The sequence below is a fragment of the Pseudomonas sp. P9_31 genome (genome assembly GCF_034008235.1).
Taxonomy (GTDB): Bacteria; Pseudomonadota; Gammaproteobacteria; order Pseudomonadales; family Pseudomonadaceae; genus Aquipseudomonas.
The window spans coordinates 1,307,176-1,334,016 of sequence record NZ_CP125375.1; the positions used below are offsets into that span (position 1 = coordinate 1,307,176).

A 26,841-nucleotide genomic window follows, 5' to 3' on the forward strand; every position below is an offset into this window, starting at 1 on the left:
CCCATGGCGCATTACATTGTTTAGAGTCCGGCGTTTGCCAATGCTTTACGGGTCAGTGTTCTGGCCAACTCGTTTCGTTCTTCGGCCATCTCTGACAGCATCCGGTCATAAAACTGCGTGGTCATTTCCCTTCCGGTAAACACTTGGGTGTGTGGAATATTCAGCTGGTTGGCAAGCGTTTCCACTCTTCCTTTGCGCGAGGAGCGCTCCGCCGGAGTCCGGGCGTTCGCCCAGTTGTTTTGGGCGGTGCGCAGATCTTCGAGCAGAGCATGTTTGGTTGCGAGACGGCGATCACTCGCATCGAATGTGTCCGGGTGGGTTTTGCGCAAGTGTTTTTCCCAAAACGGGTTCTCGAATAAACCGATCATCCCGTCGACCAATCCGTCACCTTCTTCGAAAGCGATGACACTATCGTACGCGGCGTTAATCTTGGCGGCGTCCACGTCTGCTCTCGTCTGATACAGCATGCTTTCAGATTGCCAAGGCAAATCCAGTCGCTTGGCCAGCCCTGTCTCGTACGCAAGGTGCACTTCCACAGGATCCGGAGCGTCGAATTTTCCCGGATTGCTTTTGAATCTGTCGTTCTGACTCTCAACCTCTGCTCTGGCAATTTCGTTTATTTTTTCCAGGCGAGCGGCACTCCTGGCCAGCTTGACAAGTTTGTTTTCAAGCGCCGCGCCAGTTGTCGATTCGGCGTGCGCCTGCGACACCAACACTTTTATTCCCATGTTATTGAACAGTTGTGCCCCAGCATCCCCGCAGGTTTCAGGATGTTTGGCCTGTTTGAACAGTTCCTCGCGCAGATCGGTGTCGAGCGCGACGGCATCGATCATCTGCCAGACCCGCCGGGTCAGTTGCTTGCGCGAATTATCGCTTCGGTAATCCTTGCCGGCTCTCTGTTTACGGATAACTTTGAAAAAATCGGTGGAGTCGGGTTCCGCCATCACATCGTGCCAGTTCTCCTCTCTATAGGTTCCGATCCCCGCCGATTGACTATAAATTTCTGAGTCCGGTAACGATTGCCAATGAGATAACTCATTGGCCGCAGCCCGCTCATAGACTTGCTCACGAGCCAAGCCTACGGACTCGCGGTAGTCTCCAAAACGGACTCGATCAACATCGGAAAGCTTCGTTGCGTCGAGTCGCGTGCGTGCCACGAGAAACGCATGATCGGAGCCAGGCACGACATCGGGTACGTTCGTGATCGGACATTCCCGTAGATCGAGAGAAAAGCCGCGCGGGTGATGTTTCTCGAAAACCCCTTCCTTGAAAAGACCTTCCGGCCAGGCATAGATACCGGTGTTGTTCAGACTCAATACCCTCAGTCTGGGCATGTGGCCGACATCCGGAGGCTGCTTGAGCGGATTGTTATCGAGCCTTAGCGTTTCCAGGCGAGTGAGCTCTCTCAGCGACTTGGCAGAGTCAGCCGTTAATTGGATGCTGTTGTCTGTCAGACGCAAGGATTCGAGCAGACGCATCGTGCCGACACTTGGCGGTAGCTCGGTCAGGCCGCTATGGCGGGCGCTCAAATGACGAACGTTGGGGAAGTCGTTCAACAGACCTTTGGTGTCAGGAGAAAAACGAGCGTTGTCCACATTCAGCACGGTCACTTGGTCGATGTATTTTTTGATATTGGGTTGCTCACGCAGATCCTTCCACCAACGATCGAGTTTCGGGCCCATGAAGTCGGAGGACAAGTCCAGCGTATAGCCGCCTTCTGGATGACTGTTGCGCCCACCGAAGGCCTCGCTTTTGCGTTCGAAGCATTCAAGGAGCCGTTCCCGAATATGCCTTCCGCCGCGATACCTGAAATCATCATATTCAGGTCCGGATCCCGAATCAGCGGAAACGTAGCCCATTGCTTTGTTTTCCCATTCCGCCAATATGTTCTTCAGTTCGACGAGTTCATCCCTGAGCCGGTCGATGGCCTTGTCGGGATCACCCTTGGCGCGCAAGGCCTCAACGAAGGCTCTCACCTCTTGTTCGTTTAATTTCGGATAGAGGTTCCTGACCCTTTTTTCCGGGGTGTTTGCGAATGTGGACAGACTCGGCCCGCGCACCAGGTTGACTGTTTCAATATTGGCAACCAGGAGAATGGGCGGTTCTGCCAGCAATGTCCGGCGTTCGGCAGCAGGCGCGCATTGTTCCATGATCCACGCTTTGAGCAGACGGCCCTGACCCCGTTGGTAGCCCAATGCCGCGCGTTTGTCTTCAGGCAGGGCGCGCAGAATCGATTCGTAGAAATCACCGGCGTCATGCAGCTTCTTGTTGGCTCCCTCGAGAACCTCGTACTGGCCGTGCTCATCTCTGATCAGGCGCCGGACTGTTGTGGCGTCATCCGGGCCGATGCTGCACCGCAGTGTGCCGTCATAGGTGCCGTCCAGCACCTCGATGCGCACATCGCCGAAGCCATCGGTATTGAGCTTGAGCGTGTTAAGCGCCAGCCGCTCGGTATCCGGTAACACCCGTTCATCCCGATAAAAGCCGTCGTAGGCGCGAGCGGTGGAGGCTTCGAAATTCAATTCCCGGGCCTGGGTTTTGATACGTAGCGGCAAGCGATCTTCATCGATCATTCTCTGTAACTCGGCTGCCTTGGCGTGAGACAGGAGTTTTTCCGTGAGGGTGAGCGGCATGTCCGGGAACGTTTGCTTCAGCAAGCGGACATCCGCCTTGTTCGACCTTTCTCCGGCCTGATACAGACGTTTGGATAACTCACCCTGACGCTCGTCGACGGCGTCCGCGAGTAGATTGCGCAACGCCTGGTTGCGTTCAGCGCTCGGCATGTCGCGACCGAGCAGAGCGCTGACCTCGGCCTCATTCAGAAAGCCCACGACGCGTTCGGGCAGTTTGCCGGACGTGAGGTCCGCGAGACTCATGCTCAGGGTATTGGCGTCCGTTGCGTTGGCATTGCCGTACTTGCGCGAATAGCCCGTCAAGTCGGCATTTTCATACACCCTCAATGCCCGCTCTGGCGGCCATCCTGGCAGGCCCGTCATGATCGGTTCAAACCAGACAGACGCTGGATCGATCGGTCTCCCGCCACGGATATTCGCACTCGCTGTCTGCACTTCGTCATACGCACTGAAGCGCTTGATGGTGTCGGCCAGCACCGGCGGCGGAGGACTGTTGTCGACATGCATCCGACGCAGCTCATTGTCGTCAGTGCCACTGCTGATGCGGATCTGCTCCAGTTCTGTGGGCGAAAAGCGATCGACGCTGTGGCCGAGGCGGCGCATCAATGTTTCACCTTCCCAGTCTCGTGGATTCTCCGCCTCGTGCACCCAGGCGCCATGGCCGTTATGTTCCATCTTGGGCGAGTAGGCATTGGGGCGGGTGGGGTGTTTGACACGGTGCGTATTGGAGGTCGGCTCTGTGGAGGCTTTTTCGACGATGTAGAGCTTGCCTTCCAGCGGCAGAATGTCCTGATTGGCATGTCGATGCAGGCCGTGCTCATTGGGTTTTGAAGCCGCCGACAGGGTGAGATTTTTCTGTTCGTAGGGTGCGAGATCGGGATGCCACAGTGTGTGTTTGCCATTGGGCAGCTTGACCGGTTTCATGCCCTCGACCAGCGGCGACAGTTTGAGCCGAAAAGCGTTGCCGATTTCAGCACCCGCCCCAAACGCCGCCAGTTGAATGACATCCGTCACCACGCTGATCACATGCTCGGCCGCTTCAAGGCCCAGGCCTTCGGCCAGATCGACGATGCCTTCGATGACATCCGTGGTCAGTTGGTAAGCGGTGTAGGCCATCATGAGTTCGCCCAGCCCCGGCACGAACGGTGTGGCGATCAACAGAGCGACGTTGAAAATGTCGGAGACGATTTTCTTGAAGTTGTCCCACCAGGCCCAGCGCGCTTTGCTGTCGGTGTCGGCGGTGGATACCGCGATTTCACGGGCGTCGTTGAGGATCTTGTTGAGCTTTTGCTGGTAGGCATGCCTCCAGTAATCCCGAGGGAGTGGCCAATGCTCGATTTGCAATCGGGGTCGAAGCACGGGTTCCTTGCGCCACGCCGGACGCTGGTCTGTCGGATCCTCTTTCGTGTGCCATTTGACGGTAAAGAGACGTTGCTCCAGGCCGGCGAAGAAGTGCCCGCGCTGCTGTTGATCGACGAACTGGCTGAAGAATTGTCGATAGCTCAGCTGCGACGATGCGCCGATTTTGTCTTCGCGCAATTGGCGCACCAGCTCATGGGTGAACGCCTCTGTGGATTCGTACTCCTTGAGCGGGTGATCAGGGTCATGGGGGACGTACGCAATGAGCCGTCGAATGCCGCTGCTACCCCGCACCGCATGAATCAACAGCACAATGCCGGTCAGACGGGTGTCCATCATGGACAGGTCGCAGCACAGCATCTGTTTCTCATTGAGGAGCAGTTGAGGTGTGTCCTGTGCCAGATCCAGCATCAGCTTGTAGGCATCGTACTGGATATCGCCGGTGATCAACGCCAACTGCGCGGCGACGGTCAGTGCGTCTTTCTGACTTTCGGTCACCTTGTGCTTCATGACGGCTTCGGCTAGCGGCTCGCCGGGAAGCAGATAGCTTTCGAGATGTTTTTTGTAAAGCGCGCCAATATCCAGCTCCCGGCAAAGCGCCTGGAACTGCCTGATGGTCATTTTGTGTTTGATCGGTATGACTTCGAAATGCCCGCGTTTGTCAGGTTTGGTAATGAACTGCGAGCCGGCATCGACCGTTTCGGCTCGTGCGAAGTTGTGCAGCGCTGCATCCAGCAGGGAGACGGTTCGGGCAGTGACGCCACCCGACAGGTCAATCGCGTACCAGGGCTGATCCTTGGGCATGTACAGGCGCAGGTAGGTCGTCGTGACGTCATTCTCGATTCCGTATCGTTCCTTGAGCTTCGCCTGGAGCAGGGGCGCGGCAAACGAGTGGACGTCCCGCAGTTTTTCGAACAGTTGGTCGACCTGGTTCTGCGAGCCCCATGCCTTGAGGTTGGCGGCTTTGAGCTTGTCGTGATGAGCGGCGGGTGCTGTGGTGTACCACGGCACAATCTTCAATCCAGTAGCCGCCAGTGCCTGGCCTCTGCTGACGGTGGCGGTTTTGAAGTTGTCGTTGATGGTGTTCTTGATGAACGCGTAGTGTCGGCCTTTATTCGTGTTTTTGGCCGGTGTGTGAGAGTCAGGCATGGCAATCATCCTTGATTGTTTTAAGAATGATCAGCCTATCTGTTGGGGCTCAAAACAAAAGTCTAAACATCTGTGCTAAATCGGCGCTTCCTGGCGCTGAACCGTTGAATATTCGAATCGGAAAAATAACTGAATACCACCTGCTGCGCAAAAACTCACAGTCGCGCTATCGGAACCGGCTGACACGCGACACGGCTACCCGGTTGCAGGTACGGCATGAGAATCGGCGCCATGCCTTTGAGCACTTGCACCGGCAGGGCCGAGGTGAATTTGAACGCCTCGGCCGAGCGCCCGGGCACGAAGGCAGTCAGGGTGCCGAAATGGCGGTCGCCGATGTAGAACACGAAGGTCGCGGTGCGGTTGATCGACTTGGAGCTGAGGATTCGCCCGCCGGAACCGATGGCTTCGATACGGTTGTCACCGGTACCGGTTTTGCCGCCCATGGCCAACGGGGTGCCATCGGCCAGCTTGAAACTGCCTGCCACGCGTTTGGCCGTACCGGCATCCACCACTTGCGACAAGGCCTCGCGCATGGCGGTGGCCACCTCGGAAGGCATCACGCGTTTGCCGACCACCGGATTGTTGACCAGTTGGGTTTCATAGGGCGTATCGGCTGCGAAGTGCAGGCTGTCGATACGCAGCGTCGGCAGACGTACACCGTCGTTGAGGATGGTGCCGATCAGTTCCGCCAGCGCAGCCGGGCGGTCGCCGGAACTGCCGATGGCGGTGGCCAGCGAGGGCACCAGGTGATCGAACGGATAGCCGACTTTCTGCCAGCGTTGGTGAATGTCGAGGAACGCCTCGATCTCCAGCATCGTGCGAATGCGGCTGTCGCGGGCGCCCTTGTGTTTGCTTTTGAACAGCCAGCTGTAAACCTCCTGGCGTTCGAATTCGCTGGCTTTGACGATCTGGCTGAACTTGGCGTCGGGGTTGTTCAGCAAGTAGCCGATCAACCACAGATCCAGCGGGTGAACCTTGGCGATGAAGCCTTGATCCGGCAGGTCATAGCTGCCCGGGCCGTAACTCAGGTACAGGCGTTCGAGGCGTTCGTCGGTGAGTTTTTCCGTGAGCTTGGCGCCTTTGAGGTGCGAGCGCACGAAGGTGTTGAAGCTCTCCTGGTCGCCCTGCGGGAATAGATAGCGATGCACGGCAGCCATGCGGATCGGTGTCGGGTGCATGCTGTCGAGGAAGGTCTCGAGGCGGGTTTGGGTGTCCTTGTTCTGGTACTTCTTCCAGAACCGCAACAGGAATGCGGTGCCTTCGCGGTCGGCGAACTGGGCCAGGTATTCCTGACGGCGCGGGTCGCGGTCGTCCTTGAGCAATTCGGCGCTGCTGGTGGGGCCTGCGTAGGTGCTGTAGCGCACCAGGTCGCGCATCAGCCGAATGAACGGCAGGTTGATCGACTCACGAATGGCATCGCGCAGGGTCGGCATGCGGCCGTTGTCTTCCTTGCGGAAGTTAACGAACGTGTGCAGCCCGCCACCGGTGAAAAACGCCTCGCCTGGGCTGGCGGAATATTTGCGATCCAGTGCGGCGCCGAGCATTTTTGGCAGGCTGCGGTCGGTGTTCTGAATCATGTAGTCGACGGCCCAACTGCTCAGGCGATCCTGTTCGGCGACTTCGGTTTTCTTCAGTTCGGCAACGCTCATGGTGGCGTAGCGATCATGCAATTCGGAGATGATCTGCAGGTAGGTGGTGAGCACGCGCATTTTTGCGGTGGAGCCCAGTTCCAGCTTGCTGCCTTCATTGATGTCGAACGGCTGGTCGGTGCTGTCGGTCTGCACCCGTACCCGCGAGCCGTCCGGGGTCAGTTCGAACAGGGTGAAGCTGTAGCGCACCTGCGTGGTGCTGGTGGGGGTGAGCAGGCGTTCGCCAATCAAGCCGATTTCCGCGGCATAGGCCGGGTCGGCCAGATGCTTGAGGTACGCGGTGGCCTGGGCTTGCAGCTCGCCTTGCAGGGTGCTGGTGGCGGACAGGTCGAGGCGGTCGAGGTCATACAGCGGACGATTGAGTAACCCGCCCAGACGACTGCGCGCCACACTGATGCCTTTGTTGGTTTCGATCGGCTGAATGGTGGGCTGCGTCTGCCAGTCGCGATAGGTCACTTGGCTGGCCAGTGCCGCCGCCGCGAGTGGCGCATCGATCACGCTATTTTGTGCCAGCAGGCGAATATGGCTGTCGGTGAGGCTGGCCAATTCATCGCGGCCCTTGGTCAAGTAATGGGAAGGGCGGCGCTGGGCAATCATCAGTGACAGCATTTCCCGCAGGGCCAGGCCTTTTTCCGCCAGGCTTTTCGGATCGGTGTCGGTACTGGCCAGCCGTTCGTTGGCCTTGTTGAAATCGACGCCATACCAGACGCGCAAACCTTCGGCCATGCCATGCACTTCACCGTGGCCCGGCACCGCCGACAGCGGAACACTGTTGAGGTAGTCGCGAATCACATTTTGCCGCACCTGAAGGGTTTCCGGCCCCGGCTGATAGGCCCGCACACTGGCGGAAATCATTTGCCGAATTTTTTCCGCGCCCGACACCGTCAAGCCGTCGGGCGAGTGTCGATATTTCTCAAGCTGCGTCGCCAGCGTGCTGCCACCCGCCGATTGGCCGGGCAGGCGCAACAGCTTGGCCACCTGGGACCACGCCGCCATGCCGAACCGCGGCCAGTCCACGGCGGGGTTGGCCAGGGGCTGACGAGGATCGAGCAAAAAGCGGTTTTCGATAAAGAGCAAGCTGTTGACCACCACAGGAGGGATGGCGGCAAAGCTTGAATAGAGTTGTTGTGGATATTTGAACTGGTACAGCGGTGCCGCGCGGCAATCGGTGATCGACAGCCCGGCCTGGATTTTCTCGGAATAGGGCACGAAAAAGCCCTTGTCGTGGTACTTCATCAGCGCCGGGGAAAAGCGGGTTTGTGCCGACACCACGTAATCGCGCTTGAGCAGGCGCGGCAGAAATTCACTCAGGGCGCTGTAACCCAAACGCTGATCGAACGGGCCTGCGCCAGGGTAGCGAATCGCGTCGCTGGGGCCGGGTTGCAGTTCGTATTTCAGCGAGGCGGCGTATTTGCTGATTTCCCGGGATTGAAACCTGGAGGTGCGCATTTCCTTGGTTGCGGCGAGGCCCAGGACAATCAGGATAATCAGCAACAGCAACCAGAAAGCCCCCCAGCCGTGCCGGGAACGACGGGGTTTTTCAGGTAAAGGCGCTTCATCCACTCGTTCAGTCGGAACCACGGTTTTACTCGAATCGGTTTGCCACAAAGCGCCCATAGTCGACTGATCCATTCACGCAGATTGATCGGACTTGTTTGAAGCTTAGACGTTGGTTGGCGTTGGTGAAAAAATTGTGAACAACCAAATATCGGGCACGCCCCCTTACCTGTGGCAAGGGGGTGTTGTGGCGAGGGAGCTTGCTCCCGCTGGGCTGCGAAGCGGCCCCAAAAACCAGCAACACTGAGTTTTTTTAAGACACACCGCATTTACAGGACTCACGACTGCTGCGCAGCCGAGCGGGAGCAAGCTCCCTCGCCACAGGTTTGTGGTGCTGCTGGGTTCAAAGCCAACAGGCATCCCACAGCGGGTAATCGCCAATTTTCTTGACCAGTCCTGCTCGCAAGGGATTGGCAACAATGTAACGGGCGAATGGCAAGAGTTCTTCGCCATCGCGGATTGCCCGATCGTGATAGCCGCTTTGCCAAAAAGCCCCTTCATTGTTTGACGCCCGGTTGATGCTGAGTGTGCTGCGAGATTTGGTGGCTTGCATGAGTTGCGCCAGGGAGCGTTGTTCGAGCTGTACCAACCAATGGAGGTGATCTGGCATGACAACCCAAGCTATTGAGTTGATCCACTTCTGGTCGTGGGCCCGCTTGAGTTCGGCAACTAACAGGCGTCCCAACTGCCAGTCAGTGAATATTCGGCGGCGTTGGTGCACAACCGCAGTGATGAGATAGGCCCGACCTTCTTCCGAAAAGCGTCCATGGCGCAGCAAATGTGAATTGGGGCGTGGATGCATTCCTTGCGTCCTTTTGTAGTGCTCCTCAATTGACCTTAGCCCTCGACCTACCTGGCTGAAGCTGCAACTTCTGCCTGAAATTTCCGAAAACCATGAAGGATCCAATTGAAGGTAGCGCTTTTGTGGCGAGGGAGCTTGCTCCCGCTGGGCTGCGAAGCGGCCCCAATCCCAGCAATCGTGATCTGCCAGGTAGAACCTGTGTGTTTGTTTTGCGACTGCTGCGCAGCCGAGCGGGAGCAAGCTCCCTCGCCACAGGGTGATGTTGTCTGAAAGGACTTTTCCCGAGAGTTGTCGCTGAATGTTGTGGTTTATAGAGTGGAAAGCCCTGTAGAAAGCTTTTTATACTGCACGCCCCGCTGATCTTGCAGGTTTTGTTCTGCAAGACGCGTCCGCCCACGAGGCAGGCACGGTTTCACCTGGCACTGGCTTATCGGTCGGCGCTTCGACACTCGGTGGTCAGATCCAATAACAAGGAGGTTGTACCCCTATGCCAATCGGCAATCACCTGCCTCACGGCGAGACCGCTCAGGGCGGCCCGCTTAAACGCGAACTGGGCGAACGGCATATCCGTTTGATGGCGCTCGGTGCCTGTATCGGCGTCGGCCTGTTCCTGGGTTCGGCCAAGGCCATCGAAATGGCCGGCCCGGCCATCATGCTGTCCTACATCATGGGCGGTCTGGCGATCCTGGTGATCATGCGCGCCCTCGGCGAGATGGCCGTGCACAACCCGGTCGCCGGCTCGTTCAGCCGATATGCCCAGGACTACCTCGGCCCTCTGGCGGGTTTTCTGACTGGCTGGAACTACTGGTTCCTGTGGCTGGTGACCTGCGTCGCGGAAATCACCGCGGTGGCGGTGTACATGGGCGTCTGGTTCCCCGATGTGCCGCGCTGGATCTGGGCACTCGCCGCATTGGTCAGCATGGGCTCGATCAACCTGATCGCGGTGAAAGCCTTCGGTGAGTTCGAGTTCTGGTTCGCCCTGATCAAGATCGTCACCATCATTGCGATGGTGGTCGGTGGCATCGGCGTGATTGCGTTCGGCTTCGGCAACGACGGCATCGCCCTGGGGATTTCCAATCTCTGGGCCCATGGCGGTTTCATGCCCAACGGCGTGCAAGGTGTGTTGATGTCCCTGCAAATGGTGATGTTCGCCTACCTCGGTGTCGAGATGATCGGCCTGACTGCCGGTGAAGCGAAGAACCCACAGAAGACCATCCCCGATGCGATCGGCTCGGTGTTCTGGCGGATTCTGCTGTTCTACGTCGGCGCCTTGTTCGTGATCCTGTCGATTTACCCATGGAACGAAATCGGCACCCAGGGCAGCCCGTTCGTGATGACCTTCGAGCGTCTGGGCATCAAGACCGCCGCCGGCATCATCAACTTCGTGGTGATCACCGCCGCGCTGTCGTCCTGCAACGGCGGCATCTTCAGCACCGGGCGCATGCTCTACAGCCTGGCGCAGAACGGTCAGGCCCCGGCCGGTTTCGCCAAGACCTCGAACGGCGTGCCGCGTCGCGCGCTGTTGCTGTCGATCGGTGCTTTGCTGCTCGGCGTGCTGCTCAACTACCTGGTGCCTGAGAAGGTCTTCGTCTGGGTCACCGCGATTGCCACCTTCGGCGCGATCTGGACCTGGGCGATGATCCTGCTGGCCCAGCTCAAGTTCCGCAAAGGCCTGAGCGCCAGCGAGCGTGCCGGCCTCAAATACCGCATGTGGCTGTATCCGGTCAGTTCTTATCTGGCGCTGGCGTTCCTGGTGCTGGTGGTCGGCCTGATGGCGTACTTCCCGGACACTCGCGTGGCGCTGTATGTCGGGCCTGCCTTCCTGGTGCTGCTGACGGTGTTGTTCTACATGTTCAAGTTGCAACCGGCCAATGTGCCGCAAGGCGCTGTGCGTTCGGCGTCTTGAACCTGTAACGCCAGCCATACACAAGCCCCGGTCGAGATGACCGGGGCTTGTGTATTTTAAACGGCTGCCACTGGTATCGGCGTGCTCAACCGCCTGTTGAAATCCAGCCAGGCCCCCAGCAACGCCATCAACCCGACCCCCAGCATCGCGCTGAATAGTTGCATCCCCAATGCATTCCCGCCCAAGGCGTTGAGCATGTCCGCCAACGGCGCCAGCAACACGCCAAAGCAGAACACTTCCAGGGAATAGCGGCCCATGCGACAGCTTTGTCGCGCCAGCCAGTGTTGCGTCCAGCCTGTGTCCGGCAACAACCTGGCGGTGACGTAGGCGAGGGCGAGGAAGTGCAGCAGGCGTGCTGGCGAGAGGTGGGTCTTGCTGATCGGATAGAGCCATTCGCCGAGCCGCTGGGGCATGAAGGCGTCATGCACGGTCGGCCACTTCCACGACAGCGCGATCAGCCCGGTGATCAGCAAATAGCTCAGCGCTGCGATGAAAACCGGCTGCCGAGCCAGCGGTCGGGGTTGCGGCGCCCCAGGTCTTTGCCCATGAATCGCCGCCGCGCCCCCGAGAATGAACAGCAGCTGCCAGGCCATCGGATTGAAAAACCATACGCCCCCATCGGTACCCGCCAGGTTCCACTGCAGCCATGGCGCCAACAGGTACACCACCACCGACAACCCCACCACGTATTCAGCCTTGCGCAGCAGCATCGGCAGCACCGGGGGCAGGCCGAGCAGCAACAGAATGTACAGGGGCAGCGGGTCCATCAGGTTCGGCTTGAAGCGCAGCAGCAACTCATCCGTCAATGCTTGCTGGGGGTTGCTGAGGAAATACTGCAAGCCCATTTCCTGCACCAGATCGCGGGTTTCCACATGGCTGTTGGCGAAAAACACGATGCCCATCAACAGCGCCAGCAAAAAGATATGCACCACATAAAGCACCCAGGCCCGCCGCAGGATTTTCACCGTGGCGACCATGAAACCGTCGCGCCGGGCGATTTTTCCATAGGCCAGTACGGCCGCGTAACCGGCCAGGAACACGAAAATCTCCGCCGCATCGCTGAAGCCGAAGTTACGCACCGTGAACTGGGCGAGCGGGTTCTGCGGCACGTGATCCCAGAAGATGAAGATCAGGGCCAGGCCGCGGAAAAAGTCGATTCGGTGATCGCGTTCAAACGTCATGACGGCGGGCTCTTGAACGGGGTTGTCGGGTAGGAGCGAGCGGTGCGGCGATCCTACAGCGGCGCGCAGGGTGCCGTGATTCACCGGGAATTGCAAAAGGCTGGATATTACCTAATGTCTCAGTGGCCTGAAGCAAGCGAATTGAACGGCGTGGCCGTCGGTCTGCCGGGCAGGTTGCGCACAAGGACGGCGCCTGATGGCATCTGTCGAACATCTACACTTCATTTCTCAGGAGTGTGAAACGTGAAGGTTTCGCTGATCGTTCCGGTATTCAACGAAGAGCAGGCGATCAGTCTGTTCCATCAGGCGGTGCGCCGTGAGTTGAAACTTGACCCTTATGACGTCGAGATCGTGTTCATCAACGACGGCAGTACCGACCGAACGGCCGAGGAGGCCAAAGCGCTGGCCCAGGCCGATGAACAGGTATTGCTGATCAATTTCTCGCGCAATTTCGGCAAGGAGCCGGCGTTGTTTGCCGGGCTGGAATATGCCACCGGCGATGCGGTGATCCCCATGGACGTGGACCTGCAGGATCCGATCAGCGTTATCCCACGGTTGATTGCCGAGTGGCAGAAGGGCGCTGACGTGGTGCTCGCCAAACGTCGGGATCGTGCTAGCGACACTTATCTGAAACGCCACAGCGCGGCGATGTTCTACCACTTGCTGAACAGAATTTCCTACACCCGGATTGAAGAAAACGTCGGGGATTTCCGGCTCATGGACCGCAAGGTGGTCAATGTGATTCGCGCACTTCCCGAGCATCAGTTGTTCATGAAAGGCGTTCTGTCGTGGGCCGGTTTCACGTCCGTGGTGGTGGAATACGAGCGAGCCCGGCGAGTGGCGGGAAGCAGCAAGTTCAATGGCTGGAAGCTGTGGAACCTGGCGCTGGAAGGCATTACCTCGTTCAGCACCGTGCCGTTGCGATTGTGGACTTACATCGGTGGCGGCATTTCGGTTTTCGCGGTGTTGTACGCGGTGTACATGGTGCTGGACAAGATTTTCTTTGGTAATAGCGTTCCCGGTTATCCGTCGTTGATGACAGCCATTCTGTTTCTCGGCGGCGTACAGCTGATCGGCATTGGCATCCTCGGTGAGTACATCGGTCGTATCTATATCGAAGCCAAACACCGTCCCCGTTATGTGGTTAAGGACGTCATCGGCGGCAAAGACCGACTAGGGCTTTAGCATGGGCAGACTGAGCGATGTGTTCAGCAGTGAGCTCGGGCGTCGTCGGGTCTGGCTGTTTTTTCAGATCGCGACCCTGGTTTATGTCATTCCGCTGATCCTCGCGGACTACCCCTACATCGATGACAACTGGCGCTCGCTGTCGGCCGGTACTGCCTGGGCAGGGCAGGGGCGATTGTTCACCGAGCTGTTCTACAACCTGCTGACTTTCAGCGATGCCGCGCCGAACATCTTTCCGTTGCCGCTGTTGATCGCCACGCTGGCCATGGCTTTTGCGCTGACCAGCCTGACGTTCCATTACTACCCGCAGCCGACGATGTCCCGCTGCCTGGTGGTGTTGCCGCTCTGGTACAACCCGTTCTTCCTGCAGAACCTGTCGTATCAATACGACGGGCCGGCCATTGCCTTGAGCCTGGTGGCAGTGATCTATGCAATCACGTTTCGTCACGCCTCGCGCATTCTGCAATGGCTGGTGCCGGCCTTCCTGATTGCGCTGGCGCTGGGGCTCTATCAGGTGAGCCTGAATGTGTTTCTGGGCCTGTGTTGCCTCGAACTGCTCTGGGGCGCGTATGACAAGTGGACCTGGCCACAGTGGTGCGAGTTGATCGGCTGGAAAATCGCCCAGGCGGGGCTCGGCGGGTTGATCTACAGCGTCACGGCCTATCCGTACATGAATCAGAATCGCGCCTTGTTGCTGAACTGGGCGGCGGCGCCCTGGCTGCAAGTTGAAATCAACATCGGCCGCGTGCTGGAAAAAGTCGTGCTGTTGTTTCACGGCGGATTCGCCTGGGTGTTCGCCGCGCTGCTGCTGTGTGCCATCGCGGGTAGCGTACGTCTGGCCAGGAACGTGATCGAACGCCAGGACGCGGCGCTGAGAAAAGTCGTGATGGGGCTGGTCTGCGTGCTGACCGTGCCGGTCGTGACCTTGCTGGTGTCGGGGGCCGCGCTGTTTTTCCGCGACTTCAATGAAGGCGCCAGAACCTTGATGGGTTTCGCGGTGCTGTTGGTGCTGCTGTTCTATTTGAGCCATCTGGCGCTGACGTCCATCCATGAGCGGCTGACGATGTTGCTGGTGGTTCCGCTGCTGGCCATGCTTTCGCTGTCCTACGCTTATGGCCGCGTGCTGACAGTGCAGAACACCTTTGCATCCAGCGCGTTGTTTTCCCTGGGGCATGACATTGCGTCCCATCGGCCATTGCGCGAGGCCAAGCGCATCTACATGTCGGTGAGTTACTCCGATCACTGGTTGGTGGAGGCTGCGGGCTCGTTCAAGCAGATGCCGATTTTGCATTATCTGCTGAACATCAACTTCTACATGCTGGCGGAAAACCTGCCGAAAGCAGGCATCACCAACGTGGTCGCGGAGAGGGAGCGGCGCAACGCGACACTGGTGGGTTACCAGGGTTATCCGCCGCTGGTGGAGAGCAAGTTCTACAGTCTCTATCTGTTGGGTGACTACGGTTTCATCGTGATGAAAGAGCCGACTCCGATCACCGCGCTTGCGTGGTGAAGCCGGTGAGTGCCTCTTCGACCTGTCCCAAACGCTTTCCATCCCGGGTTGCCGACGGGGCAGGTCTGCTGGCGGTGCTGGCGATCGCGTTGTTTGCGAGGTTTCACGCCATCACCGTGCCGGTCATCTGGTACGACGAGGCCTACAGCATACTGCTGGCCGAGGGCTCGCCTACGTCTATCTGGGCCACGACGGCTCGGGATGTTCATCCGCCGCTTTACTATGCCTTGCTGCATTTCTGGATGTTGTTGTTCGGTAATGGCGTGTTGTCTGCGCGGTCCCTGAGTGCACTGGCCGATGTCGGCACGCTGTTGCTGTGCATGAAATTGATGAGTCTGGTGGCCACGCGAAGAGCAATCTGGATCGCGGCATTGTTGTTGGCATTGCTACCGATATCGGTGCGCTACAGCCAGGAAGTGCGAATGTACACCTTGCTCGGCTTTTGGCTGATGGGCGCGACCGTGGCGTTGGTGTGCTGGGTCAGGGCAGCGGATCAAAAACGTTATCCGGTCTTTTACGTGCTGCTGATGACGGCTGCGTTCTACACGCATTACTTCGCTGCGTTGGGCGTGTTGGTGCATTGGCTTTTTTGGTGGCTAGAGCGCAAGGCCCAAGGCACGGTACCTGTTCGTGCGTGGATCTTGGCCAACAGTGCGATCGTTGTGTTGTACCTGCCGTGGATACCGCTTCTCATCCGCCAACTGCTGCGAATGGACGGGCTCGAATGGATACCGCCACTCACTTGGCGGACGGTGCTGACTTTCGTTTGGCAACTTGTGGTGATGGAGGGTTCAGCCAGTGACTTATGGCGCATGACACCCTTGGTTTTGATCATTGTTTGCGCCGCTGCGGTGCTGCTCAAGGCACGCAATGAGCGACCTTTCAGCGTCTTGCTGGTGGGCTATTTTTTTGTGCCGGTACTGACCGTGTTTCTGGTGTCGCTGATCGTTCCGGTTTTCAACGCCAGATACCTGGTGTTCGCAGCCACTGCGTTGCCCCTTATCGTTGCGCTCGCGCTGGACACATGGGGCCAACGCCACGCCGCCCTTGCCGCTGTCGCCCTGGTTTTTATTGTGTGGGCAGAAGTCCACGGGCTTTCGGCGGTTTACGCACAAACGGATGAGATGAACGGGACAAGCATTCGCAAAGACGCGAGGCTGGACGCCGTGGTCGCGGGTCTCGGTCGCGAAGTCCGTCCGGGTGACGAGATCATTGTGGATAACCTGTATTGGTACTTGCCGTTCACGTACTACAACTCGACAGGCATCCAGCCGAGGCTATACGTCTTCAAAGCACCGACAGGCACCCTTTGGGGAACCGCCGAATATGGCGGTTGGGCACTCATCCCCCGTCACCTGCACTCGATTTTCTTCAACGATTTTTCGACCCTGAAACTGAATGCCAGGCGAGTCTGGTGGGTCACGGGCTACGCTCGTCCTGAACATGACGCCTTGTTTCCCAAACACTGGAAACAGGCGCAGACGCTAAGGGAAGGGGACAGTGAAGCCCGCTTGTTCATCCTGGAGGACGCGCCAACCCCTGAGGTTGGCGCGCAAACACGTCCTACGCAGCCGCCGCTTCATTAGGCTCAAAACTGTCCGCCCGCGCCATCTGCCACATCCGCGAGTAAAACTCGCCATTCACTTCTCCGGTGAGCAATTCGCCTGGCTTGAGGAACACATGCAACTGCGAGAACAGTTTGATCTCTGTGGCCGACATGCGCCGCACCAGATGCTTGGCCGACAATTGCGAAGGATGTTCCAGGCCCGCGGCGGCGAGCATTTCGGCCAGGGCTTTGAGCGTGTTGCGGTGGAAGTTGAACACGCGCTGGGCCTTGTCCGGAACCACCAGCGCGCGTTGGCGCAGGGTGTCCTGGGTGGCGACGCCGGTCGGGCATTTGTTGGTGTGGCAGCTTTGCGACTGGATGCAGCCGATGGCGAACATGAAGCCGCGCGCCGAGTTGGCCCAGTCGGCGCCGATGGCCAGAACGCTGGCGATGTCGAAGGCGCTGACGATCTTGCCGCTGGCGCCGAGTTTGATCTTGTCTCGCAGGTTCAGGCCCACCAGCGTGTTGTGCACGAACAACAGGCCTTCGCGCATCGGTACACCGATGTGGTCGGTAAACTCCACCGGTGCGGCGCCGGTGCCACCTTCCTTGCCGTCGACGACGATGAAGTCCGGAAGGATGCCGGTTTCCAGCATGGCCTTGGCGATGCCCATGAATTCCCACGGGTGGCCCAGGCAAAACTTGAAGCCCACCGGTTTGCCGCCGGACAGTTCGCGCAGTTGCGCGATGAAGTGCATCAGTTCGATCGGCGTGGAAAACGCGCTGTGGCGCGACGGTGAGATGCAGTCTTCGCCCATCAGGATGCCGCGGGTTTCGGCGATTTCCTTGGTGACCTTGTGCTTGGGCAGGATGCCGCCATGGCCGGGTTTGGCGCCTTGGCTCATCTTGATTTCAATCATTCGCACTTGCGGAGTCTGTGCCTGGGCGGCGAAGCGTTCCGGATCGAAGCGGCCATCGGCGGTGCGGCAGCCGAAGTAGCCGCTGCCCAGTTCCCAGGTCAGGTCGCCGCCGTTCTCCCGGTGATAAGCGCTGATGCTGCCTTCGCCGGTGTCATGGGCGAAGTTGCCGAGTTTGGCGCCTTGGTTCAACGCACGAATGGCGTTGGCGCTGAGGGAGCCGAAGCTCATGGCCGAGATGTTGAACACCGACGCCGAGTACGGCTGGGGGCACTGCGGGCCGCCGACCGTTACGCGAAAACCGCTTGGATCGCTCAACGGCGCCGGGCGCATCGAGTGGCCAATGAATTCGAAACCCGACTGATACACATCGATCAGCGTGCCGAAAGGTTTGTCGGCGCTTTCATTCTTGGCCCGCGAATACACCAGTGAGCGCTGGGCCCGGGAGAAGGGCAGGGCATCGCTGTCGGACTCGAGCAGGTACTGGCGGATTTCCGGGCGAATGCCCTCTACCAGATAACGAATATTGCCCAGGATCGGGTAGTTTCGGCGCACGGCGTGGGGGCTTTGCAGCAGGTCGAACAGGCCTATCAGGGTGAGGATGCCGGTGACGGCGGTGAACGGCCAGAGCCAGTCGTATTCCAGAAAGGGCAGGCTGGCGAGGGTAAACATCACGCAGACGGCAAAGAAGGCGTAGCGGCTCAGGAGTGACAGGCTCATACGGTTTCCTTGGGTTCGGACTCGGTAATTGTAGGGCAGTGGCATACAGGTTTTTGTGGCGAGGGGGCTTGCCCCCGCTCGGCTGCGCAGCAGTCGCAAAACCTACTGACGGGGTTTGTCTGACTGAACGCATTGCCTGTTTTGGGATCGCTTCGCGATCCAGCGGGAGCAAGCTCCCTCGCCACAGAGATCTCCTGTGCCAGAACAGGGTTGTCAGGCATTCTGCGCCTGGAGAAATAACGAAAACAGCTCGGGCCGGGATTTTATCCACATTTTGTCAGGTGTTCAGGCCGCTGTTTTTGTCTGGCGCACCGGCAACCGGACCCGAAACGTGGTGCCCACCCCGACTTCGCTACGTACCGAAATATCGCCCTGGTGTTTTTTCACGATGCCATAGGACAGGGACAACCCGAGCCCCGTCCCCTGGCCCACCGGTTTGGTGGTGAAGAACGGGTCGAATATTTTTTGCAGGCTGTCCGGTTCGATGCCGGATCCGGTGTCCTCGACTTCGATCGACACCGTTTCGCCTTCAAACCCGGTGCGCAACGTGATGGTGCCCCGGTCCGGCCCCATGGCCTGAGACGCGTTGACGATCAGGTTCATGATCACCTGATTGATTTGCGACGGCAGGCATTCGATGTCGGGCAGGTCTTGATACTCCTTCACCACATCGGCCTTGTACTTGAGTTCATTGGCGACGATGTTCAGGGTCGACTCGATGCCCTGTTGCAGATTGGCCCACTGCCATTCCTGATTGGAGTCCACGCGGGAGAAGTCCTTCAGGTCTTTGACGATCTGCCCGACCCGGTTGATCCCGTCCTTGGACTCCTTGATCAGCAGCGGAATGTCCTCGCGCAGAAAGTCCAGTTCGATCCGTTCGCGCAACTGGCCGAGACGGTCGATGACGTCACTTGAAGCAATGGCCGTTTCCGCCCCTCGATAGGCATCGAGCATTTCCTGCAGTTGTTTGAAGTAGCCATCGAGGGCACCGAGGTTGGAGGAAATGAAGCCGATGGGGTTATTGATTTCATGGGCGACGCCCGCTGCCAGTTGCCCCAGAGAGGCGAGCTTTTCCGACTGCACCAACTGGCTTTCAAGTTGTTTACGCTCGTCTATTTCCCGCTGCAACGCCTCGCTGGCCTGTTTGAACTGGGTCGTTCGCTGGTCCACCAGATGCTCCAGATGGCTCATCTGAATGGAAGCCCGTTCGGTCATGTCCCATTTGGTGAGGAGGGTGTTGGCCATCTGCTGGACTTCAATGTTATCGAACGGTTTTTTCAGGATCAGCAGGCGATCGTGGGCCTGCAAGCGGTCCAGCAGTTCATCCCAGGAATAGTCGGAATAGGCGGTGCACACCACCACTTGCAGTTGCGGGTCTTCGTGCCACAGGTGTTCGATGGTCTGTGCACCGTCCCAGCCCTCAGGCATGCGCATGTCGACGAAGGCCAGGGCGTAAGGGCGGTTTTCCTTTAATGCCTGGATAAGTTTGCCCAGCCCCTCCTGGCCGCCATAAGCCGAATCCAGTTCGAACAGAGCGCTGGCGGATTTTACTTCGCTGCCGAACAGCGCGGCCTCCATTTCGTCCAGTTCTGCATGTTGCGCCGACATCGGGGTGAGGATCTTGCGAAAGTCTTCATGGATGGACGGCGTGTCATCGATCAGCAGAATGCGTCGGTTCAAATGCTCGCTCATGCTTCCACCGTTACGGGTTTGAGCGGGATCTGCAAGGTGAACAGGGCACCTTTGCCCGGCCCGTCGCTGTGGACGGTGAGGTGGCCGTTCATCTCGATCGCGGCCAGGGCGCAGCTGTGCAGGCCGAAGCCGTGACCTTCCTTGCGGGTCGTGAAGCCGTGGGCAAAGATCCGCGTCATGTTCTCCGGCGCGATGCCTTCGCCGTCATCCTTGACGCTGATTTGCAGGATCGTGCCCTCGACGACTTTTACCCCAAGGGTCATTTGCCGCTGTCGGTTGCTGAGGTCGGACATGGCGTACTTGGCGTTGCTGATCAGGTTGATCAGAATCAGCAACAAGCGGTGCTTGTCGCCCATGACCTGCGGCACGTCGCCGTACTCCTTGACCACCGTGACGTGATGCCGGGTCAGGGCGCCGGCGTTCATGCGCAGGGCGTCCTCCAGCAGTTCGTTGATGTGCAGCGGTTCCATCAGGCTGCTGGCTCCCGCGTAGGATTGCTGGGTGGCGACGATGTCCTTGATGTGGTCGACGCTCTTGCTCAGTTGGGCGAGTTCGTCGGCCATGCCTTGCTGTTCGAGGGCGATGGCGTCCACCAGTTGATTCAGGTAGCCGGGCAGCAGTTTTCCTTTCTCGTCCTGGGTCAGAAAGGTGCCCAGGTCGCTTTGATGTTCGTTGATCAGCTGCATCGCCCTGCCCAGCCCCAGGGCCTTGCTGCTACGCAGTTTGCGGGTGACCAGGTCGGCCGAGATGTTCACGCTGTTGAGTACGTTGCCGACGTTGTGCAGCACATTGGTGGCGATTTCGGCCATGCCGGCCTGGCGCGCGGTGTCGAGCAGTTCGCTCTGGGTGTCCTTGAGTTCGCGGGTGCGCTCTTCGACCCGTTGTTCGAGGACGTCGTTGGCGGTCTGCAGGGCTTTGTTGACGCGATTGATCACCGTGAAACTGCGCATCAGGCGAATCGCCATATACAGCAGCAACAGCACCAATAGCGTGGAAAACACCAGCATGAACAAGTGGTAGCGCTGGTTGATGGAGTCGGTGCGTTGTTGATCCTGATTGAGCAGGCCGTTGATGTCATCGAGGCGTTCCGCCACCGGGATGGCGGCGATGTTCTCGAGCAGCCGATTGACGATGGGCTGTTCACGCAGGATCAGCGCGATATGGTTGCTCAGTATCGTGATCGGGCTGTGAAACTGTTCCGGCAATCGCTCCTTGTTCACGTCCAGTTTGTTCAAACCCACCAGAATCTGGGCGGCCTTGTCGTCGGAGGTCACCTGGGCGAACTCCAGGCTGCTGAGCAACAAGTCATAGGTGTCGGTGGCGATGTTCTGCAACCGCAGTTTGTTTTCGTCCGGCAGAGCGGCCAGTTGGCCCTGGATATCGTCTTCGGCGGTCGGTAAAAATGCCAGGGAGTTACGCAGCACAGCGTTATGGGATTTGAACTGCTCCACCAGTCGGGTCTTTTCCTTGATGGTCGCCAGATAAGCTTCATGACTGGCCTTCCACACCGGCGCGTCCTTGCGACCATTAGCCGTTTCGAGCTTGTCGAATTGCTCCCACCGACCTGTCAGCTCGGTCAGGGGCGAGACCAACGGATCGTAGTTATGCGTGATGGCAATCCTGGACTTGAGGATTTCGGTTTCCCATTGGGCGTTCAGCTGTTTCATGTGGCGGATCAGGTCCCGGGACTCGGTATAGGTCGAGGCCTGGCCCGAGTTGGACTGCAAGTACAGGAACAGCAGTATCGAGGCGAGCAGCAGGGCGACGCAGGTGAGCAACAGCAGGCTGAGACGGGGCGATATTTTCATAACGGCTTGCCTCCCCATTCACCGGTCAGGGTCTTGAGAAACTTGATGATCAGGGCCTTGTCCTGGTCAGAGGGCACACGACCGAGCTGGAACTTGAACATCACGTCGACCGCCTCTTCGAGGGTTTTTGCCGAGCCGTCATGAAAGTACGGTGCGGTCACGGCGACATTGCGCAGGCTCGGAACCTTGAACACGTTGCGGTCCTCCTCGGCCTGGGTGACCAGATAGCGGCCCAGATCGGCTTCGGTGGGATTGCCTCGAGCCTGGAAGTAATCGCCCATGACCCCGAATTTCTGGAACATGTTGCCGCCGATGTTCACCCCCTGATGGCAGGCAATGCAGCCATAGTCCTTGAAGCGTTGGTAACCGTACTTTTCTTCGGTCGTGAGAATCTCGGTGTTGCCCAGCAGGTACTGGTCGAAACGCGAGTTGGCGCTGATCAGCGTGCGCTCGTAGGTGGCCAGGGCATTTTGCACGTTGTTCATGGTCACGCCGTCCGGGTAGGCCTTGGTGAAAGCGCTTTTGTAATCAGGGTCGGCGGACAGCACTTCGACCACATGCTCCCAATGACTGCCCATTTCGCTGGGGCTCTGCACCACTTCGTGGGCCTGTGTTTCCAGGGTGTCGGCGCGCCCGTTCCAGAATTGCCGGAAGTTCAGGCTTGAGTTGAACACGCTGGGGGTATTGATCGTCAGGGGATCGCCTTTGAAGCCGACAGACAACGCCTTGTCGTCGGCACCGCCGATTTCCAGACGATGGCAACTGGCGCAGGACAGGCGGTTGTTGACCGACAGGCGTGGCTCGTTGAACAAGCGGCGACCGAGTTCGACTTGCAAGGGATTCTGCTGGGGCACCGCGGGCAAGGGTTTGAGCGGTTCGTCCAGCGGCTCGCCATTGGCCATCAGACAACATCCGAGTAGAGGCGCGAGAAGCAGGTAGTAGAAGGAGCGCGACATCATATAATCCCTTGGCTGATGGCCTGAGTGTCGTTGCACGTCGCTCATGTGGCGGCGGATGGCGCGGGTTTCACGGACGTCAAATATTGCACGAAGGCATCCGGCTCCACGGCTTTGCTGAAGTAGTAACCCTGGCCTTCCTCACACTGGAGGGCCTTGAGGAAATTCAGTTGTTCGAGGGTTTCCACCCCTTCGGCAATGACGGTCAGTTTCAGGCTCTTGCCCAGGCTGATGATGGCGCTGACCAGGGCCGCGTCGTTGCTGTCACGGCTCAGGCCACGAATGAACGACTGGTCGATTTTCAGCACATCGATGGGAAACCGTTGCAAATAACTCAGGCTGGAATACCCGGTGCCGAAGTCATCGATGGCCAGCCGCACGCCCAATGCCTTGAGCCGGTTCAGCGCGACCATGGTGGCCTCGACGTTCTGCATCAAAACGCCTTCGGTGATTTCCAGCTCCAGCAAGGCCGGTTCCATACCGGTTTGCTTGAGTATCTGTTCGATGCCTTCGACAAAATCCCGCTGACGGAAATCGATGGCCGACACGTTCACCGACATAGAAATCTTCGGCAAACCGTTCGCTTGCCAGGCGCAGGCTTGCCGACAGGCCTGCGCCAGCACCCATTTGCTCAACGGTACGATCAAGCCGCTGTCTTCGGCCACGCCGATGAAGTCGGTAGGGAAGACCCAGCCTTGCCCCGGTTTTTTCCAGCGGATCAACGCCTCGGCGCCGACCACCTTGCCGCTGCCCAGGTCGAGTTTGGGCTGGTAGTGCAGGACAAATTCGTCCCGTTCCAGCGCCAGGCGAATGCCCGATTCGATGGTCTGCTGTTCCCGGGCGCGCTGGTTCATCTCATCGATGAAAAAGCTGAAATCGTTCGGGCCGCTTTCCTTGACGTTGCGCATGGCGGTTTCGGCTTTCTTGATCAGTGCAATGGCATCGAAACCGTCATCGGGGTAGATGCTGATGCCCAGGCTGGCCGTCACGCTCAGGTCGTGACCGGCGACGTGCTGGGGCGCGCGTATGGCGTTCAAGAGTTTTTCGGCGATGCCCTTGGTCTGTTGGGGGTGGTGGATGTCAGCCAGGATCACCACAAATTCATCGGAGCCGTAGCGAAACACCGAGTCGGACGCGCGCACGTTGGCGACCAGGCTTTGCCCGACCCGTTTGAGCATCTCGTCACCGGTGGGATGACCCAACGCATTGTTGATGCGTTTGAAGCGATCGAGTCCCAGAAACATCACCGCCAGTTGTTTGTCATGGCGTCTGGACAGGGCAAGGGACTGGTTCAGCCGGTCACCCAGCAAGGTGCTGTTGGGCAACTCGGTCAACACGTCGTACTGCAACAGGTGAGACACCTTGAGCAGTTCGTGGACCCGGGCTTCGATGGTTTGCTCCAGACTCAGCACTTTCATCGCCGCGTCCTGCGCCATCTGCCATTTCCAGGTCAGGGCGCTGGCCATCTGGCGGATTTCCAGGCTGTCGAAGGGTTTTTTCAGCACCAGTAACTGATCACCGAATTCCAGCCGTTCGGCCATGGCTTCCCAGGTGTAATCGGAGAAGGCGGTGCACAGCGCGATTTGCAGATGAGGATCAGCCTTCCAGAGTCGTTCGATGGTTTCCAGACCGTCCCAGCCTGGCGGCATGCGCATGTCGGTGAACGCCAGGGCATAAGGGCGACCTTCGGCCAGGGCGCGATTGACCAGTTCGAGCGCTTCCTGGCCCTGGTAGGCGGAGTCGAGCTGGAACGTCGGCCGAGTTGGCTGCTGGCTGCCAAACAGCGCCGCTTCAGTACCGGCCAGAGTTTGTTCATCGTCGGTCTCGGCGCCGAGAATCTTGCGAAAGTCCTGATGGATCGAGGGTGTGTCGTCAATGATCAGGATGCGCCGATTGGCCTGGACGAACGAAGTCTTCATTCCTTGTCCTCCGTGGCACGCCGCGAATCGCCCGGTATTGATCCGGGACCATGGTTCGCATGCACGATGCTCCCGGCCTTCAGCAACTCGGCGGCCTGCTGGCTGCTGACCGCTTTGCTGAAGTAGTAACCCTGGGCGTTCATCGGTGAGCCGGTGGCCATCAGTGAAGTGCGCTGCTCCTGGGTTTCGACGCCTTCGGCGATGATGCCGATCCCGACGTCGCGGGCGAAATTGATGATGGCCCGCAAGGTGGTGGCGCTGGCCGCGTCGTGAGCGGCGGTGTCGATGAACGCCTGAGCGAGTTTCAGGTGATTGACCTGGTAAGTCTTGAGGTAGTCGAACGAAGAGTATTCGGTGCCGAAGTCGTCGATGGCAATCTTCACCCCCAGTTCACGCAGGCGCGGCAGTACATCGTTGTGGGTCCACTTGGTCTGGGCCAGGGTCGCTTCGGTGACGTCGAAGCGCAGGTCCCATGGGCACAGTTCCCAGCGCGCGGTGGTACGCAGTACGTCGTAGATCAGCTCGGGACCACTCTTGAGCTGAGCCAGGGACAGTTTTATCGCCACCACCGGTGGCGCCATGCCTTCGTCTCGCCACTGGCGCATTTGCCGGCAGGCGTGATCCAGCACCCAGTGACCGAGGGCGACGATGGTGCCGGTCTTTTCCGCCGCAGGCAGAAACGCCGGGGCTTCCAGCAAACCGCGCAGGGGGTGATTCCAGCTGACCTGGGCTTCCATCCCGAGGATCTTGCCACTGCTCAAGTCCACTTCCGGCCAGTAACTGAGTTCGAGTTGGTTGTGTTCGATGGCCGTTTTCAAGTCGTTGGCGATGGTCATGCGCTCGACCACTTCCTGATTGATCTCCTCGGAGTGAAAGTGGTACTGGTTGCGGCCCTTTTCCTTGGAGCGGTACAGCGCCATGTCGGCCTGGGTCAACAGGCTGTCGGCGCTGAGGCTGATCGGGGCGTAGCTGCTGATACCGATGCTGACCGAGACCCGCACATTATTGCCGGCCAGGGAGTAGGGCAGCACCAACGCATCACGGACCTTGGCGGCCAGGGCCGCGGAGTGGGTCGGATCGCTGACGTCCAGTTGCAGTATCGCGAACTCGTCGCCACCCAGGCGGGCGACCACGTCGTTTTCCCGCACGCAGCCTTTTATGCGTCGGGCGACCTCCTGCAATAACAGGTCGCCCACCGGGTGACCGAGGGTATCGTTGATGCGTTTGAAGTGATCCAGATCCAGGTAAAACATGGCGAACGGTGTGGCCCCGCGCCGGGCGGCGGCGAACGCCTGGTGCAGCCGCTCGATCAGCGTTGCGCGGTTGGCCAGCCCTGTCAGCCCGTCGGTACGGGCCAGCAGGGCGATTTTTTCCTCGGCCTGTTTGCGTTCGGTGATGTCGATGATGATGCCTTCGACTTCCAGCAAGCGGCCTTCATCGTCGCGCACCGGGATATAGCGGTTTTCGACCCAGCGCCAGTCACCGTCGCCGGTGCGCATCCGGAATTCGATGGAAGCACCCGCCGCATGGCGATCCAGCACCCGGGCCATGGCCGTGTCGACTTTCTCTTGATCGTCGGGGTGGATCAGCTCCTGAGCCCAGTTGGACGAAGCCACCAGGGCTGCCGCGACGTGGCCGTATTTGGTGATGTTGTGGGAGATGTACATCAGCGGAAACGACGGCTCACCCCGTAGCCGATACAGAATGGTCGGGCTGTTCTGCACGATGATGTTGGCGTCGGACAGCTCCCGGGTGCGCTCTTCGACCGCTTGCTCAAGCAAGGACATCTTCAGCGCCGCGTCTTCGGTCATTTGCCACTTGGCAGTCAATGCGCTGGCCATCTGACGGATTTCGATGGCATCGAAGGGCTTTTTCAGGATCAGCAGGCGGTCGCCCAGCTCCAGACGCTCGTCGATATCTTCCCAGGAATAGTCGGAATACGCGGTGCAGAGCGCCACTTGCAGCTTGGGATCGACCTGCCACAGGCGCTCGATGGTTTCCAGGCCGTCCCAGCCCGGCGGCATGCGCATGTCGATGAAGGCCATCGAGTAGGGAGAGTCATTCGCCAGCGCGGTCTCGACCTTGTCCAGCGCTTCGCGGCCCTGAAACGCGGAATCGATGATGAAACCTTGCGGCGATACCGACACAGCGGTTCCGAACAGGGCGTTTTCGGCGCTGGCCAGGCTGTCGTCTTCGTTCGATGGCGGGCTGAGTATCTTGGCAAAGTCCTCATGAATCGACGCGGTGTCGTCGACGATGAGAATCCGACGATTAGCCCGCGCAAGCAGCGTATTCACTGACATGCGCCTGGACCGACAGCAGTTTGGTGCAGTGAGCTCATAGAGGGTATCC

General features: G+C 58.9%; 14 protein-coding genes. 4 read left to right on the forward strand and 10 right to left on the reverse strand.

The features are described from left to right. Nucleotides 1–20 precede the first annotated feature (20 nt). From QMK51_RS06025 to QMK51_RS06035, 3 genes are all read right to left on the reverse strand, one after another. Nucleotides 21–5,141, reverse strand: a complete 5,121-nt coding sequence (locus QMK51_RS06025; RefSeq protein ID WP_320393432.1) for an NEL-type E3 ubiquitin ligase domain-containing protein — start codon at nucleotides 5,139–5,141, stop codon at nucleotides 21–23. A 155-nt stretch (nucleotides 5,142–5,296) separates the two neighbouring features. Beyond that, entirely contained in the window at nucleotides 5,297–8,407 is a 3,111-nt protein-coding gene (locus QMK51_RS06030; RefSeq protein ID WP_320393433.1) for a transglycosylase domain-containing protein, read from the reverse strand. Between the two features lie 283 nt (nucleotides 8,408–8,690). After that, entirely contained in the window at nucleotides 8,691–9,149 is a 459-nt protein-coding gene (locus QMK51_RS06035) for an REP-associated tyrosine transposase (RefSeq protein ID WP_258699282.1), read from the reverse strand. Between the two features lie 487 nt (nucleotides 9,150–9,636). Here QMK51_RS06035 and QMK51_RS06040 point away from each other — a divergent pair, with 487 nt between their 5' ends. Further along, nucleotides 9,637–11,055, forward strand: a complete 1,419-nt coding sequence (locus tag QMK51_RS06040) for an amino acid permease (protein WP_320393434.1) — start codon at nucleotides 9,637–9,639, stop codon at nucleotides 11,053–11,055. Nucleotides 11,056–11,111: 56 nt separating this feature from the next. On the opposite strand, the gene QMK51_RS06045 is transcribed toward QMK51_RS06040, so the two are convergent. Then, on the reverse strand, nucleotides 11,112–12,236 hold the full coding sequence (locus tag QMK51_RS06045) for an OpgC domain-containing protein (RefSeq protein ID WP_320393435.1): 1,125 nt from the start codon (nucleotides 12,234–12,236) through the stop codon (nucleotides 11,112–11,114). 243 nt (nucleotides 12,237–12,479) lie between these two features. On the opposite strand from QMK51_RS06045, the gene QMK51_RS06050 reads away from it, so the two are divergent. The 3 genes from QMK51_RS06050 to QMK51_RS06060 are packed head-to-tail and all read left to right on the forward strand — an operon-like array spanning nucleotide 12,480 to nucleotide 16,517. Then, a complete protein-coding gene (locus QMK51_RS06050) occupies nucleotides 12,480–13,421 on the forward strand; it encodes a glycosyltransferase family 2 protein (RefSeq protein WP_258699285.1) in 942 nt (313 codons plus the stop codon). Between the two features lies 1 nt (nucleotide 13,422). After that, nucleotides 13,423–14,931 (forward strand): glucosyltransferase domain-containing protein, encoded by a 1,509-nt coding sequence (locus QMK51_RS06055; protein ID WP_320393436.1) that lies wholly within the window; start codon nucleotides 13,423–13,425, stop codon nucleotides 14,929–14,931. Continuing rightward, on the forward strand, nucleotides 14,928–16,517 hold the full coding sequence (locus tag QMK51_RS06060; protein ID WP_320394484.1) for a glycosyltransferase family 39 protein: 1,590 nt from the start codon (nucleotides 14,928–14,930) through the stop codon (nucleotides 16,515–16,517). Before QMK51_RS06055 ends, QMK51_RS06060 begins: the two co-directional genes overlap by 4 nt. Here QMK51_RS06060 and QMK51_RS06065 read toward each other — a convergent pair. The 6 genes from QMK51_RS06065 to QMK51_RS06090 form a co-directional block, all read right to left on the reverse strand. Then, nucleotides 16,495–18,114, reverse strand: a complete 1,620-nt coding sequence (locus QMK51_RS06065; RefSeq protein ID WP_320393437.1) for an FMN-binding glutamate synthase family protein — start codon at nucleotides 18,112–18,114, stop codon at nucleotides 16,495–16,497. The two genes, QMK51_RS06060 and QMK51_RS06065, sit on opposite strands and share 23 nt — an antisense overlap. A 285-nt stretch (nucleotides 18,115–18,399) precedes the next feature. Next, a complete protein-coding gene (locus QMK51_RS06070) occupies nucleotides 18,400–19,806 on the reverse strand; it encodes an ATP-binding protein (RefSeq protein WP_320393438.1) in 1,407 nt (468 codons plus the stop codon). After that, entirely contained in the window at nucleotides 19,803–21,614 is a 1,812-nt protein-coding gene (locus QMK51_RS06075; RefSeq protein WP_320393439.1) for a DAHL domain-containing protein, read from the reverse strand. The genes QMK51_RS06070 and QMK51_RS06075 overlap by 4 nt, the downstream gene beginning before the upstream one ends. After that, nucleotides 21,611–22,570, reverse strand: coding sequence for a cytochrome-c peroxidase (locus QMK51_RS06080; protein ID WP_320393440.1), 960 nt, complete (start codon nucleotides 22,568–22,570; stop codon nucleotides 21,611–21,613). Before QMK51_RS06080 ends, QMK51_RS06075 begins: the two co-directional genes overlap by 4 nt. Before the next feature lie 44 nt (nucleotides 22,571–22,614). Next, complete coding sequence (locus QMK51_RS06085; protein WP_320393441.1) at nucleotides 22,615–24,489, reverse strand: putative bifunctional diguanylate cyclase/phosphodiesterase; 1,875 nt, start codon at nucleotides 24,487–24,489, stop codon at nucleotides 22,615–22,617. Further along, nucleotides 24,486–26,792 (reverse strand): EAL domain-containing protein, encoded by a 2,307-nt coding sequence (locus tag QMK51_RS06090; protein ID WP_320393442.1) that lies wholly within the window; start codon nucleotides 26,790–26,792, stop codon nucleotides 24,486–24,488. Before QMK51_RS06090 ends, QMK51_RS06085 begins: the two co-directional genes overlap by 4 nt. Nucleotides 26,793–26,841 lie beyond the last annotated feature (49 nt).